The organism is Galbibacter sp. L-19, from assembly GCF_056857615.1.
The window spans coordinates 1-14,557 of record NZ_JBSXNL010000028.1; the positions used below are offsets into that span (position 1 = coordinate 1).

Below are 14,557 nucleotides of genomic sequence, written 5' to 3' on the forward strand. Positions count from 1 at the left end.
CACACAGAATAGATATTAAAGGAGAATCTATGCGTAAAAAAATGAAAAATAAAGACTAAATTTAACCACAAATGAATCGATTTTGAGCACTTACTTTGCTATGCTCACTTTCATCCGCTGTAGGTGGTTCACTTTGCCCGCCCTATCCACTTTGGCTAGCCTCCAAGAGTTCTTTAAAATTAGTTCGTAATTGATTTTCTCCTATAATAGAAATAAAATTATCAGAAGTGAATTCATATCCACCAACTACAACGTCATTATCAATATACAACCAAGTTCCTTGTATCCATTTTGGGGTGTTAAGAAAGTTACTGTTATTGTTGTTACTATCGTCTGATGAACTACAAGAGTATAATATTATTAGTAAAATAGATAATAGTATTTTTTTTTCATGTTAGGTTAGTTTTGTCTAGTAAAATCTGTGAACTCATATTTAATTGAACTGTCATGAGAGATATGGATTTTAATCCTCATTACTTCGTTGTTTTCTTTGAAAGTTATTATAGGTCGACTGTCGTTAAAAGAATCATATGGATCAATATCTTTCCAATAAAATGAGATTTGCCCATCTTCAAACTCTATCCAATTTCGGTCATTATTTGAATTATATAAAGTACATTGGTTGCTATCATTAGCTTTATAATAGTCTATAATAAGAGTGCCATCTTTGTTGATGTTCCAAATTTCAGTACAGTCAGGATTATAGTATTTTGTAATTTCTTCTTCTCCATCCGTATATATTTTTCCCTTTTTAGAAACTTTCCATGTCCCTGTCATTATATCTGATGTTTTAATAGAAGCTAGGTCTTCAGAATCTGATGAACATGAAAGTATAAATGTTAGAATAAAGAATAGTAATAGATGTTTTTTCATTGAATAGTATGGTTTTGTAGTTGGTAAAAGTATTGGGTCTGGATTGTACTTCCTTACGGATTTCCTCAATCTAAACACTTATATAAAGCAATAATAGTAAATTTCAATCAAATACCCCTTTAATGTGTCCGATTGTTTTTTTTGATTAACCTCACTTTTAACCTGTGTTTAATGAAGAAGAAATACAGGTTCTTAAAAAGGTTGGGGAAAATATAAGGCTTCTCCGAATAGAGAGAGATTTGTCTCAATTTGACCTAGCTAGCGAAGCGGGAATTCCAAAAAATCAAATAGGAAGGATCGAGAGAGCAGAAATCAACACAACTATACTAACACTTCATAAAATTGCTAATGCTTTAAAAGTAGATACAACATTATTATTAGGTATAAATTCGCTTAATAATGAAAGCTTATGAAGTCAAATGGAACATTCTTCTATTCAATAGTTTAATACTATAAAAATTAACAAATTTTATAATGTGTATTCTTATAAAGAATGACAAGGGCTAATTAGATAAAGCTATAGAGGTGTTTTACCTCACACCCCAATCCTCAAATACTGATTATTGATTTTAAATTTCACTCTCATATAAAATTATTCTTTACTTTATTGAAAATAAGCTACATACATACTTTCAATCTATAAAGAATACATATAATACGATATACTAATTTACGAAAGTTGTTAATAGTATGAACATAACAAAAATTAGTTAAAAAATATTTAATCATACTAAAATCGTACATATTTAAAAACAAAAAACTTATAATCACTTCATAGTAAAGCAATTACAGGTTTCGTTTGTGGAGCATATCGGAGTCGAACCGATGACCTCTACACTGCCAGTGTAGCGCTCTAGCCAGCTGAGCTAATGCCCCTATCTACAATAGGTTTTAAGAAAATTTATTTCTTAACACTTAATATTAAAAGTGGAATACTGCATCTAAATTCACGCTTCAAAATTATATTTTTTTCCCATAACTTGGTAAAAAATCCACGCTTTCTTCTAAATACAATTAAGATATCTGGATTATGCTCTTGAAAATGTTCCAACACGCCTTCAAAAGTAGTAGTGTTTTCTGAGGTTTGTACCTCTTCACTTAACGACTTTAACTTGTCGTCAATCTCTAAATCTTCAGTAACATAATTCGGTGTTTTTACTAAAAGAAGATTTAAATTCAGCTTAAATCGTTCTTTAAATGCAACTAAAGGATCTAAAATTGTGGGATGTTTTACAATTCCCGATTTAAAAGCTACCAAACCAGTATTATAATCTTTAAATGTATTACCCTCTGGAACTATTAAAGTAGGAATATTGGTTTGCTTAACAATTTTTCCGGTTGTTTTACCCAGAAAAACTTCTTCGCGTATATCCGTACTTCTGGGTTCCATAATAAGTAAATCAATTCCATACTGCTGGTCAACCGCCTTTATCCCATCTAATACCTCCCCATTATATGCAGTAATTGTAACAGAAACCCCTTTTTTATCTACTTTATTGAGCACTTCTTCTAATTGTTCTGTAGTATTTTTAGCAACAACATCCTCCACATTTGCAATAGAACCTGCTTTATTTATAAAAGTAAAGGCCTGCATTAAATATATTTTGCTGTCGAAAAATTTAGCAAAATCTATGGCATATTGTAATGTGTTTATTGTATTTGAAGATGTTCCAATTGGAACCAAAATGTTTTTCATAAGGTATCTTATTTAAGGTATGATTGATAAATGCTTTATTACTTTTGCACTTAAATTTACACAAAATTATTTTTCTGCTAGTTTTTCTTTTAAAAATTGGTAAATCATTTACCTCAGGAGCAAGCTCACAAGGTATTCAAAAGGAAAATAATTTAATCCATTTCGACGTAGAGCCCTTCGATAAACTCAGGACAGGCTCTAGGGAATAAAAACCTCAATGAGGGATTCGGTACAATGAAAGAAGCTAAAATTAACTTTAAAGAGATCAATCAATTGGCAATTCCTGCTATTATTGCGGGAATTGCAGAACCACTTATTTCTCTTACCGATATAGCAATTATTGGTAATGTAGATAAAAATCCTGTTGAAGCATTGGCTGCTGCTGGAATTGTAGGTTCTTTTCTTTCTGCTATTATTTGGATTGTAGCGCAAACAAAAACTGCTATTTCTGCAATTGTTTCACAACACTTTGGAGCAAACAGATTACACGCAGTAAAAACATTAGTTCCACAAGCCTTAGCCTTTAATTTCTTGTTTAGTTTACTAATTTACTTCGGAACCGCTTGGGTAGCAGAAAATATTTTTAGTTTGTATAATGCTGAAGGACTTATTTTACAATATACGGCCGATTATTATCAAATTAGAGCCATTGGCTATCCGCTTACGCTAGTTACTTTCGGAATTTTTGGGGTTTTTAGAGGGATGCAAAATACGCTTTGGGCAATGAAATGCAGTTTAACTGGTGCCGCCGTAAATATTGTTTTGGATTATATTTTAGTATATGGAATTGATGGAATTATTCCTGCCATGCATCTTAAAGGGGCGGGTTATGCAAGTGTTATTGCCCAGTTAGTAATGTTACTCATGGCAACTTATTTTTACGTTAAAAAAACACCTTTCAATTTTAAATTGAGCTTTAATATTAATCCGCAAATGAAAAAGCTCTTATTAATGAGCGCCAATTTATTTGTACGTACTGCCGCTTTAAACTTTGCCATTTACCTTGCAAATGCATATGCTACAGATTATGGAAAAAATTATATTGCTGCACAGAGTATTTTAATGAATATTTGGTTGTTTTTTTCCTTTTTTATTGATGGGTATGCCAATGCTGGAAATGCAATTTCAGGAAGGTTATTAGGAGCTAAAGACTACAACCGTTTGTGGTTTTTAAGTATTGATATCTGTAAATATGCTATCATCATTTCGTTTATTTTAATGGCTGTTTGTGGCTTATTTTATAATGAAATTGGAATTCTATTCAATAAAGAAGAAACTGTTCTAGCTCTTTTTTCATCCGTATTTTGGATTGTATTAATTATGCAACCAGTTAATGCGGTTGCTTTTATGTTTGATGGTATTTTTAAAGGTTTAGGAGAAGCAAGTTACCTTAGAAATGTATTATTAGCAGCTACTTTTTTAGGATTTGCTCCTACCTTATTTTTATTCAATTTCTTCGGATTTAAATTGTATGCTATTTGGATTGCATTCTTTGTTTGGATGTTAATACGCTCCCTCGCATTAGTTATTAAATTCAGACGGAAATACGTTAATGAAGTTTAGTTTCCTTAATTTTGAAGAACAACATTTTAAGATATTCACATGGGCACAGATAGAATCAACGGGAGTTTATTTACCAATATTGAAAATAAAATAGCAACTGTAGAGTTTGGCCATCCAGCTAGTAATTCATTTCCCTCTATATTGTTAAAACGACTTTCTTCTGAAATAAATGCACTTTCGATTAATAAAGAAGTTCAGCTTATTATATTGAAAAGTGAAGGTGAAAAAGCGTTTTGTGCTGGGGCTTCTTTTGATGAGCTCGTAGCAATTACAAATCAAGAAGAAGGAGAAGCTTTTTTTAGTGGCTTTGGAAATGTAATAAATGCGATGCGGAAATGTAATAAACTTATTATTGGTCGTGTACAAGGAAAAACTGTAGGAGGTGGAGTAGGACTTATTGCAGCCTGCGATTATGCTATTGCAACAGAAGCAGCAGCTATTAAATTATCTGAGTTAACAATTGGGATTGGTCCTTTTGTAATTGCCCCAGCTGTAGAGCGTAAAATGGGTGTAGCTGCCTTAGCAGAACTTACACTTGCTGCCACCGAATGGAAAAATGCGTATTGGGCAAAAGAAAAAGGGTTATATGCCAAAGTTTTTGAAACTATTACCGAAGTGGATAATGAAATCGAGACCCTAACGAACAAATTAGCAGCATATAACCCTGAAGCTTTAAGTACTTTGAAAAAAGCTTTATGGGAAAACACCAATCACTGGGATTTGCTACTTATAGATAGAGCAAAAACATCTGGTAAATTGGTGCTTTCCGATTTTACTAAAAAAGCTTTAGAAAAGTTTAAAAAGTAATTTCATTACTAGATAATGCTCTAGTTACATTAGCTTCTATTGTTGGGAAGCTACTAAAAAACTTACGTCCATCTTTTCTTTGTAGCACAGCTATTTGCTCTCCACTTTCATTAGCCTCTACTTTTTTAACAATAACTTCATTGTTAAAAACAGATTTATAATTTGGTACACCACCTCTTTTTATAATGATATTTTTTCTAGGAAGATCAATATGCTGATAGGTACTTTCAGAAGTACTGTTAATTGTTAAAACATCTCCAACTTTAACCTCTTTATCTTGCGCTTGTGATACAAAAGCAAAAAATGAGAATACTGCAATAAATAGCCTTTTTTTCATAGTCAAACAATTTAATTGTTAATATATACTCGTTATATTAACAAATATACAAAATATGACCATTATTTTTAATTCGGAAATTCTTAAATATTTACTAAATATTGGGCATTATTCAACCCTATTTAAAGGCTTGTTCTCCTGTGATATCCGCCCCTGTAATGAGAAGGTGAATATCATGGGTTCCCTCATAGGTAATAACGCTCTCTAAGTTCATCATATGGCGCATAATGCTATACTCTCCTGTAATCCCCATAGCTCCTAATACTTGTCGAGCTTCTCTAGCTATATTTAGTGCCATGGCTACATTATTACGTTTTGCCATAGAAATTTGTGCAGTACTTGCTTTTCCTTCATTTTTTAGCTGTCCTAAACGGAGCGCTAACAACTGAGCTTTGGTAATTTCGGTAACCATTTCTGCTAATTTTTTTTGCTGAAGTTGAGTTGCAGCAATAGGTTTTCCAAATTGAATACGCTCTTTTGCATAACGCAATGCGGTGTCATAACAATCCATTGCTGCTCCAATTGCACCCCATGCAATTCCGTAGCGAGCAGAATCTAAACACCCTAGAGGAGCGCCGAGTCCGCTTTTTTCTGGCAGAAGATTTTCTTTGGGGACTTTTACATTATCAAAAATTAATTCCCCAGTAGCCGATGCCCTTAAAGACCATTTATTATGGGTTTCTGGCGTAGAAAACCCTTCCATACCTCGTTCTACAATGAGACCGTGGATTCTCCCTTCTTCGTTCTTTGCCCATACCACAGCAAGATCTGCAAATGGAGCATTAGAAATCCAGAGTTTGGCACCATTTAAAAGATAATAATCTCCTGCATCTTTAAATTTGGTTTCCATTCCTCCCGGATTAGACCCATGGTTAGGCTCTGTAAGTCCAAAGCATCCTATAAACTCTCCTGAAGCTAATTTAGGGAGGTATTTTTTCCGTTGAGCTTCTGTTCCATACTTCCAAATAGGATACATTACTAAAGAGGATTGTACAGAGGCTGTGGAGCGTACACCACTATCTCCTCTTTCAATTTCTTGCATAATTAAACCGTAGCTAATTTGGTCGAGACCAGCGCCTCCATATTCTTCTGGAATATAAGGACCAAAAGCCCCTATTTCTGCCAAACCATTAATAATTTGTTTTGGAAACTCAGCTTTTTGTGCAAAGTCTTCAATAATAGGAGAAACTTCCTTTTTAACCCAACTTCGGGCAGCATCTCTAACTAATTTATGTTCTTCAGAAAGTAAATCGTCTAAATTATAATAATCGGGAGCTTCAAAAAGGTCTGGTTTCATGGTTTATTTTATAAGAATTGTTTCTCTCAAATATAACCAAAGAAATATAACATATGAACGATGTATTGTTATATTTTATAGTTCTTTACATATGGAGTTAAATTAATCTTTACTCGAAAATCGAGATTTATACGTCCTAGCGCTTGCTTAGTACTATTATAGTGATGCTTATAACATTGTTAATAGTTAGTTATATGCTCTATAGCGGGTTGCTTTCCTATTTTCTGAAGATAAAAAATAATGACTTAGGATAACATAGGTAGTTAGGAAAAAGAGACTTCTAGAAGTTTAATACGTTTGCCCATTTTAATATAAATATAACAAAAAGAGTTCCAGCAGTACTTGTTATTATTGAGCTTTGCCAAAAATATAGCCTACCTCCCCATGTTTTCCACATTTTTTTCCCGCCTACTTTCTTAGCATAACCATTAAGAACTATATAATGAACAAAATTAATTATTATAAAAATTAAAGTTGTAATAACTGCTATCCACATATTCTTTTATTTATAGTTTTAATGTAAAAACTAACCAATTTAGCTCTTGTTTAACTAAATATAATAAAAATTATTAATACTGAAGGAATGGCAACATTTCTACCTTTTAAAACTTTATATAAAGTTTACATACTAAAAAAGAGCATCTAAAATTAATTAAATGCTCTATTCATTATTTTAAAACTAATTTACTAGGTGTTATACTTCGTAATTATCCCAAGTAGCAATTTCGTTTCTTTCTTCAGGTTTGATACAAATATCTAAAGTACGCTGGTCGTATTTTAAGTTGTATTGCGCCAACACATCATCTGGAACACCATCCCAAACATTAGGCGTATTTCCTACGTATCCAAGATATTTTATTCCTTCTTCACTTGTAAAATACCCAGTAGAAACCAAGTCTCTTAAACGAGAGAAAAAGCGTTCTCCTTGAATAAATTGTGGTTTTACATCATCTGGATATGCAATATCTTCAACAATTTCTATTTGCTGCTCCTTAGAAGCATCTTTAAAGACTTTATTAAAGCGCTTATTACTTTCGTGGTCTATCCACATTAATCCACCGCGCAATGGCAATTGGTGGTGCGGCATATCAAAAACTATATATGCAATAAAATCTACAACCCCAACTTCACTAGCGGCACTATATTCTCCTTCAGCAGGAATAATAATATCTGCTAAAACAGTAAGGGTAGCCAATTCATGGTCATTAAAATAAACCCCTTTTGCACGTAATTCTTCTTCGTAAGCAAGTTCTTCTTTTGTACGAGTGGTATCGTAATTATTATCGCTATCGCTTGGTGCGTCGGTTTTTGCTATCGTTGGTTCTTCGGTGTCTGTTAAACACGACGAAAACATAAATCCGGAAGTTACCGTACCAGCCACCATGGCTTTTAAACTTTTTCTTCTATCCATGATTTTTATGTTTTAAATATTCATTTTTTTCATTTCCTGAGTCAGATAATCCGATGCTCTCCAAGCAAGGGCAAGAATTGTCCATGTTGGGTTTTTATCGGCTTGAGATACAAAAGCTCCTCCATCTACTACAAATAAGTTTGGCACATCGTGCGACTGACTATACTTGTTCAAAACAGAAGTTTTAGGATCGTTCCCCATACGAGTTGTTCCCACCTCATGAATTATTCTACCAGGTGCTTCCAAGCCGTAATTATCTTCTTTCCCTGGTTTATCGCCTAATGGAATAGCTCCCATATTATGATACAATTCTTCAAAAGTATCTTGCATATGTTTTGCCTGTTTAACCTCATCGTCTGTCCAATTATAGTTAAAACGCAATACAGGGATTCCAAATTTATCAACTACATTCGGATCGATTTCACAATAATTATCTTTTTGTGGAATACTTTCTCCTCTTCCTGCCATTCCTACGGTTGCACCATAAAATTTATGAACATCTTCTTTTAGACCTACACCATAACCTCCAGCTTTTTTCTTCTCTCCAAATCTTCCATTAAGATTTTCCATTCCCATTCCAGCTCCATAGGATGGCATTCCCATTCCACCCCAATATTCTATATGGTATCCTCTAGAAAATCCAAGATCTTTTTTATCGTTTAACCACCATGGTACATATAAATGCATTCCACCAACACCATCTTCGTTATAACGTTTACGCTCCATTAATTCTGGTATGATAGCCGAACGACCAGCACCAGTAGAATCGTGTAAGTATTTTCCAACTACGCCACTAGAATTTGCCAATCCGTTAGGGAATCTTTCCGATTTTGAATTTAATAGAATTCTAGCAGAACCACAAGCACTAGCCGCCAATATTACAACTTTTGCTTTTACGGTATATTCTTGATTATCATATTTATTTACGTAGGATACTCCTGTTGCTTTTCCGCTTTCGTCTGTTAAAACTTCTCTAACCATTGCATTTACATACAAGTCTACGTTATCATATTCTAATGCAGGTTTTACTAATACAGAAGAAGAAGAAAAATCTCCATAAATACTACAAGAACGAGAACACTGACTACAATAAAAACAAGCCCCACGGCGATCATCAACTCTTTTAGTAAGGATTGATAACCTTGAAGGAATTACAGGAATATTAGATTTTGCTCCTGCTTTTTTCAAATATAGTTCATGCAAACGAGGTTTTGGAGGTGGTAAGAAGAAGCCATCTGGCTCATTATGGATATTCTCTTTACTTCCAAACACTCCAATTAACTTATCAACTTTGTCATAATAAGGTTTTACATCATCATAACCAATAGGCCAATTATCTCCTTTACCATCAAAGTCTTTTCTTTTAAAATCTAAAGGACCAAAACGAAGGGAAATACGTCCCCAGTGATTTGTTCTACCTCCAACCATTCTTGAACGAAACCAATCAAATTTAGTTCCGTTTTTATGTGTGTAAGGTTCCCCATCTAGTTCCCATCCTCCATAGGCCATATCAAAATCTCCAAAAGGACGTTTTGTACCAGCACCACGACGCGGGGATTCATAAGGCCATTTAAATTGTGTTTGTTGCTCGGGGTTTGCAGGATCAAAATTTGGACCCGCTTCTAGCAATGCTATTTTAAAGCCAGCCTCAGATAGAATTTTGGTAGCCATTCCTCCTCCGGCTCCAGAGCCTACAACTAATATGTCGTATACTTTAGAAGCTTCTTTAATTTGAAAAGACATTTTGAGTTTGTGTTTAGTTAATATTAATTACGTTTCTTTTGAAAATCTCGTAGGCAAACTACAAGGTAGTTTATTTTAGTTATTTATAAAGAGTTTTGTTGGGGCTATTACTCATGTGAAAGTTTAGCTCTCCCCCTTTTTCAATATCACTATGTTTTATAAATGGTTGTTTTAACTCTTTTCCATTTAATAAAACTTTGTCTACAAAGACATTTTCTTCGGATTGATTTTCAACAATCACTTTAAATTTATTTCCGTTCTCAAGATTTAAGGTAGCACTTTTCATTGCAGGACTTCCTAATGCATATACATCTGAGCCTGGAGCAACAGGGTAAAACCCTAAAGTACTAAAAATATACCAAGCACTCATTTGTCCGAAGTCGTCATTCCCACCTAAACCATCTGCTTTTGGCTGGTACATTGCTTTTAAAATCATTCTAATTTTATCTTGAGATTTCCATGGAGTATCTGTCCAATTATATAGATACACTACATGATGAGAAGGTTCGTTTCCATGCACATAATTTCCAATTATTCCTTCACGAGAAATATCTTCAGTATTCTCAAAATATTTATCTGGTAAATCCATAGAAAATAGCGAATCTAAATGTTGGGAGAAGGTCTCTTTTCCACCCATCATTTCAATCATAGTTTTAGGTGCATGAGGCACATACAAACTATAGTTCCAAGAATTCCCTTCTATAAAACCTTGTCCGTGTGTATTTAAAGGATCAAAATCTTTTTTAAAGGTACCATCGTTTAATTTTGGACGCATGAAACCACTTTTGGCATCATAAACATTTTTATAATTTTCGGCACGTTTACTAAATTCATTATAAATAGCGTCCTTTCCAAGTTTTTTTGCTGCTTGAGCAATTGCCCAATCGTCATAAGCGTATTCTAAGGTTTTAGAAACAGAAGAACCATTTTTATCTTCTGGAACATATCCTTTTTCCATGTAATATTTTAATCCATCATAATATGGAACTTTTGCAGTATGAACGCTTGCCATAAGCGCAGCCTCCGCATCAAAACCTGTATTTCCTTTTACAATAGCATCGGCAATTACAGAAACACTATGGTACCCAATCATACACCAATTCTCGTTAGCATAATGAGACCAAACAGGTAGCATACCGTGTACACTTTGATTGTAATGCGCTACCATAGAATTAATCATATCCGAATTTCTCTTTGGCTGTAACACATTAAATAATGGGTGTAAAGCTCTGTAAGTATCCCACAATGAAAAACTAGTGTAGTTTGTAAAGTTTTCTGCTTGGTGAATATTCATATCCAAACCACGGTATTTTCCATCAACATCCATATATATTGTAGGCCCAAGAAAAGCATGATACATGGCTGTGTAGAAATTTATCATTTCATCATGATTGATTGGATCTAGTTGTACTTTATTAAGCTCTACATTCCAATTATTCTGAGTTTCTTGTTTTACCTTTTCAAAATCCCAATGAGGAATTTCTACTTTCATATTATTAATAGCACCTTCTGTACTTACAGGAGAAATGGCAAATTTAATCTTAACTTTTTCTCCTTCGGAAGTATTAAAATCGAAATATGTTTTGATATTTTCTCCAGCCATTTCAGGAAAGTTAGTACTTTGATCAAACTTTCTCCAAAAACCTTTATAAACATTATCATTATGGTTTTCCTGTCCATATTTTGCAATTGGTTTACTAAAAGCCATAGCAAAGTATACTTTACGAGTTCTAGCCCAACCATTAGTTTGTCTGTAACCAGTAACTAGCGTATCGTTTTCAACCCTAACAAAAGTCCAAACGTTTTTTTCTTTGTAATTATAGATTCCAGATGTTAGATCTAAAATAATATGAGACGCTTCCGATTTTGGAAATGTATATTGATGCATTCCCACGCGCGTAGTAGCAGTTAACTCTGCTTTAATATTATAATCTTCTAGCTGAACACTATAATAACCAGCTTCTGCATGTTCATTTTTATGTGAAAAACGAGAGCGATATCCACTATCAGGATTAGTTTCTGTTCCCGGATTTAATTGAAGGTTTCCAGTAGTAGGCATAATTAAAAAATCTCCTAAATCTGAATGTCCTGTCCCGCTGAAATGGGTATGGCTAAAACCTACAATAGTGGCATCATCATATTGATATCCTGCACAATATTTATAAACATCTGGGTTGTAATGCCCATCTATTTCATAGGGAATGGTGTCTGTATCTGGACTCAATTGTACGCTTCCAAAGGGAGCCGTTGCTCCAGGATATGTATGTCCCATTTTGGCAGTACCAATCATAGGATCTACATATTGAACCAAATTTTGGAGTTCATCAGTAGCTTTAGAAGTTACCTCCTGAGAGTTTTCCTTTTTTTGACTACATGCTGCTGCAAATACTGCTACCGATACATATATCGTTCCTCTTAAAATATTCCTGTTTATAAATCTAGGGGATTTAATCATCATTGCTCTTGTTTTCAATTTCTATTTTATTCGTTGGATAAAGAATAAGGAGCATCGTCTTTTGCTGTTCCTCTATTTTTATTAGGAGTATTGCTCATTTCAAAATCGATTTTGGCACCTTCTAATAGCGCTTCATGACTGATATAATTTTTGCTATAATTCTGACCATTAAAACTCATTTGTTGTACATATTTGTTGCTATGGTCATTGTTTGGAGCATTGATAATTACCTCATTACCGTTTTGCAATTCTAAAGTAAGCTTTTTAAATAATGGTGTCCCTATAACATATTCGTCGGTTGCTGGACACACAGGATAGAATCCCATAGCAGAAAATACATACCAAGCAGATGTTTGTCCGTTATCTTCATCTCCGCAATAACCATCTGGAGTAGGCATATACATTCTATCCATTGTTTCTCTAACCCAATATTGAGCTTTCCATGGTTGTGATGCATAATTATACAAATAAATCATATGCTGAATAGGTTGATTTCCATGTGCATACTGTCCCATATTTGCAATTTGCATTTCTCGAATTTCATGAATAACACCTCCATAATAGCTTTCATCAAAAACTGGAGGTAAAGAAAATACTTCGTCTAATTTGGCAGTAAAGTTATCTTTTCCACCCATTAAATCTATAAGTCCTTGTACATCATGAAAAACAGACCATGTATAATGCCAGCTATTACCTTCTGTAAAAGCATCACCCCATTTAAAAGGGTTAAATGGTTTCATAAATTTACCATCTTTATTTTTACCCCGCATTAAATTGGTTTCCTTGTCAAATAAATTTTTATAATTTAAGCTTCTTTTTTTGTATAAATTAATCTCTTTTTTTGGTCTGTCTAATGCTTTTGCTAGTTGATAAATTGCAAAATCATCATAGGCATATTCTAAGGTACGCGCTGCATTTTCATTAATATCAACATCATAAGGCACATACCCTAAATCTTTATAATACGCTGCACCAGCACGACCAACAGCGGTAAGTGGACCCGCATTATTTGCTCCATGAATAACAGCTTCGTAAAGCGTTTCTATATCATATTTAGCATTTTTATTTTTGAGATAAGCGTCTGCAACTACCGATGCTGAATTATTACCAACCATAACATTTCTAAGTCCTGGGCTTGCCCATTCTGGTAACCATCCGCTTTCTTTATATGCATTTGCTAAACCTTCTTGCATTTGAACACTTAATTCAGGATACATTAAATTTAATAAAGGAAATAAAGAACGGAACGTATCCCAAAATCCTGTGTCTGTAAACATATACCCAGGAAGTACTTTTCCGTTGTATGGGCTATAATGTACAACATTTCCATCTTTATCGTATTCAAAAAACTTTCTAGGGAATAGTAATGAACGGTATAAGCAAGAGTAAAATGTTTCAAATTGATCTATGGTTCCCCCTTCAACTTTAAGTCTGCTTAACTCTTTATTCCAAGTTTGTTTTCCAGCTTCTTTTAACGCATCAAAATCTTTATCTTTTATTTCTTTCAAGTTAATTTCAGCTTGTTCAAAACTGATAAAAGAAGAAGCTATTTTAGCATTTACTTGCTGTCCTTTTTTAGTTTTGAATCCGATTACAGCACCTACGTGGTCTGCTTTATTCTCTAAGGCATCTTGTAATTTATTATTACTGAAAGTATTTGTACTAGTAAATGGTGTATCAAATTCAATTACAAAGTAGTTTTTAAAATTTTCTGGAACTCCGCCACTATTTTTTGTAGTATACCCAATAAGCTTATTTTCTTCTGGGAGTAGTTTTATATAAGAACCTTTATCTAGTGCATCTATTACTACGTATGCGCTATCGGTTTCGGGGAAAGTAAATCTAAAACGCGCAGCTCTTTCTGTGGGAGTAATTTCTGTAGTTACATTATGATCTGCTAGGTAAACACTATAATAATGCGGTTTAACAATTTCAGATTTATGAGAAAACCAACTTGCACGTTCATCTTCATTGAAAACTAATTTTCCAGTTATTGGCATAATGGCAAACTGTCCATAATCGTTCATCCAAGGAGATGGTTGATGCGTTTGTTTAAACGCTCGAAGCTTATCTGCATCATATTCATAAGCCCAACCGCTTCCCATTTTACCTGTTTGTGGGGTCCAGAAATTCATACCCCAAGGCATTGCAATTGCTGGATAAACGTTTCCGTTAGACAAACTCGGATTTGAGTCGGTTCCCATTAAAGGTTTGACATAATCTATTGGGTTTTCAATGGATGTTATTTGTTTTGTTTGTCCAATAGAAAGTGTACAAACAAATAATAGTGAGGTAAGGAGTAAAGTTCTCATAAAGTATAACTTAAGTTGTCTCCACATTGTGTGGTTTATTATATTCTTTTATAATTTAATTAA

Annotated in this window: 13 protein-coding genes and 1 tRNA gene; 3 read left to right on the forward strand and 11 right to left on the reverse strand. The window is 33.7% G+C overall.

Annotated elements, in window-relative coordinates:
- Window positions 1-142: 142 nt before the first annotated feature.
- Window positions 143-271: a hypothetical protein gene (locus AC13CQ_RS01800; protein ID WP_482882689.1), complete on the reverse strand. Its 129-nt coding sequence runs from the start codon at window positions 269-271 to the stop codon at window positions 143-145.
- Between the two features lie 128 nt (window positions 272-399).
- Complete coding sequence (locus tag AC13CQ_RS01805; RefSeq protein WP_474507822.1) at window positions 400-873, reverse strand: hypothetical protein; 474 nt, start codon at window positions 871-873, stop codon at window positions 400-402.
- 164 nt (window positions 874-1,037) lie between these two features.
- On the opposite strand from AC13CQ_RS01805, the gene AC13CQ_RS01810 reads away from it, so the two are divergent.
- Complete coding sequence (locus AC13CQ_RS01810; protein ID WP_335965235.1) at window positions 1,038-1,286, forward strand: helix-turn-helix domain-containing protein; 249 nt, start codon at window positions 1,038-1,040, stop codon at window positions 1,284-1,286.
- A 389-nt stretch (window positions 1,287-1,675) separates the two neighbouring features.
- Here the strand turns inward: AC13CQ_RS01810 and AC13CQ_RS01815 are convergent.
- Together AC13CQ_RS01815 and AC13CQ_RS01820 are read right to left on the reverse strand one after the other, a co-directional pair.
- Window positions 1,676-1,749, reverse strand: a tRNA-Ala gene (locus tag AC13CQ_RS01815).
- 25 nt (window positions 1,750-1,774) lie between these two features.
- Entirely contained in the window at window positions 1,775-2,569 is a 795-nt protein-coding gene (locus tag AC13CQ_RS01820; protein ID WP_008611419.1) for a universal stress protein, read from the reverse strand.
- 234 nt (window positions 2,570-2,803) lie between these two features.
- On the opposite strand from AC13CQ_RS01820, the gene AC13CQ_RS01825 reads away from it, so the two are divergent.
- On the forward strand, window positions 2,804-4,132 hold the full coding sequence (locus AC13CQ_RS01825; protein WP_008611421.1) for an MATE family efflux transporter: 1,329 nt from the start codon (window positions 2,804-2,806) through the stop codon (window positions 4,130-4,132).
- Window positions 4,133-4,171: 39 nt separating this feature from the next.
- Complete coding sequence (locus tag AC13CQ_RS01830; protein WP_008611422.1) at window positions 4,172-4,939, forward strand: enoyl-CoA hydratase/isomerase family protein; 768 nt, start codon at window positions 4,172-4,174, stop codon at window positions 4,937-4,939.
- Here AC13CQ_RS01830 and AC13CQ_RS01835 read toward each other — a convergent pair.
- The 7 genes from AC13CQ_RS01835 to AC13CQ_RS01865 form a co-directional block, all read right to left on the reverse strand.
- Window positions 4,929-5,276, reverse strand: coding sequence for a hypothetical protein (locus AC13CQ_RS01835; RefSeq protein WP_008611423.1), 348 nt, complete (start codon window positions 5,274-5,276; stop codon window positions 4,929-4,931). The two genes, AC13CQ_RS01830 and AC13CQ_RS01835, sit on opposite strands and share 11 nt — an antisense overlap.
- A gap of 118 nt (window positions 5,277-5,394) precedes the next feature.
- The gene (locus AC13CQ_RS01840; protein WP_008611425.1) at window positions 5,395-6,573 is read right to left on the reverse strand and encodes an acyl-CoA dehydrogenase family protein; all 1,179 of its coding nucleotides are present in this window, start codon (window positions 6,571-6,573) and stop codon (window positions 5,395-5,397) included.
- Between the two features lie 280 nt (window positions 6,574-6,853).
- Entirely contained in the window at window positions 6,854-7,069 is a 216-nt protein-coding gene (locus tag AC13CQ_RS01845) for a hypothetical protein (RefSeq protein WP_008611426.1), read from the reverse strand.
- A gap of 198 nt (window positions 7,070-7,267) precedes the next feature.
- Complete coding sequence (locus AC13CQ_RS01850; RefSeq protein WP_008611427.1) at window positions 7,268-7,984, reverse strand: gluconate 2-dehydrogenase subunit 3 family protein; 717 nt, start codon at window positions 7,982-7,984, stop codon at window positions 7,268-7,270.
- Between the two features lie 12 nt (window positions 7,985-7,996).
- Entirely contained in the window at window positions 7,997-9,727 is a 1,731-nt protein-coding gene (locus tag AC13CQ_RS01855; RefSeq protein ID WP_008611428.1) for a GMC family oxidoreductase, read from the reverse strand.
- A gap of 79 nt (window positions 9,728-9,806) precedes the next feature.
- Window positions 9,807-12,185 carry a GH92 family glycosyl hydrolase gene (locus tag AC13CQ_RS01860; RefSeq protein WP_008611429.1) on the reverse strand — a complete coding sequence of 793 codons (2,379 nt, stop codon included), beginning with the start codon at window positions 12,183-12,185 and terminating at the stop codon, window positions 9,807-9,809.
- Window positions 12,186-12,208: 23 nt separating this feature from the next.
- Complete coding sequence (locus tag AC13CQ_RS01865) at window positions 12,209-14,494, reverse strand: GH92 family glycosyl hydrolase (RefSeq protein ID WP_040879909.1); 2,286 nt, start codon at window positions 14,492-14,494, stop codon at window positions 12,209-12,211.
- Window positions 14,495-14,557: the final 63 nt, after the last annotated feature.

Bases quoted from the DNA above. Each gene is read 5' to 3' on its own strand.
- AC13CQ_RS01805 (WP_474507822.1), bottom strand. From the start codon at position 873: ATGAAAAAACATCTATTACTATTCTTTATTCTAACATTTATACTTTCA.
- AC13CQ_RS01820 (WP_008611419.1), bottom strand. From the start codon at position 2,569: ATGAAAAACATTTTGGTTCCAATTGGAACATCTTCAAATACAATAAAC.
- AC13CQ_RS01825 (WP_008611421.1), top strand. From the start codon at position 2,804: ATGAAAGAAGCTAAAATTAACTTTAAAGAGATCAATCAATTGGCAATT.
- AC13CQ_RS01830 (WP_008611422.1), top strand. From the start codon at position 4,172: ATGGGCACAGATAGAATCAACGGGAGTTTATTTACCAATATTGAAAAT.
- AC13CQ_RS01835 (WP_008611423.1), bottom strand. From the start codon at position 5,276: ATGAAAAAAAGGCTATTTATTGCAGTATTCTCATTTTTTGCTTTTGTA.
- AC13CQ_RS01840 (WP_008611425.1), bottom strand. From the start codon at position 6,573: ATGAAACCAGACCTTTTTGAAGCTCCCGATTATTATAATTTAGACGAT.
- AC13CQ_RS01845 (WP_008611426.1), bottom strand. From the start codon at position 7,069: ATGTGGATAGCAGTTATTACAACTTTAATTTTTATAATAATTAATTTT.
- AC13CQ_RS01850 (WP_008611427.1), bottom strand. From the start codon at position 7,984: ATGGATAGAAGAAAAAGTTTAAAAGCCATGGTGGCTGGTACGGTAACT.
- AC13CQ_RS01855 (WP_008611428.1), bottom strand. From the start codon at position 9,727: ATGTCTTTTCAAATTAAAGAAGCTTCTAAAGTATACGACATATTAGTT.
- AC13CQ_RS01860 (WP_008611429.1), bottom strand. From the start codon at position 12,185: ATGATGATTAAATCCCCTAGATTTATAAACAGGAATATTTTAAGAGGA.
- AC13CQ_RS01865 (WP_040879909.1), bottom strand. From the start codon at position 14,494: ATGAGAACTTTACTCCTTACCTCACTATTATTTGTTTGTACACTTTCT.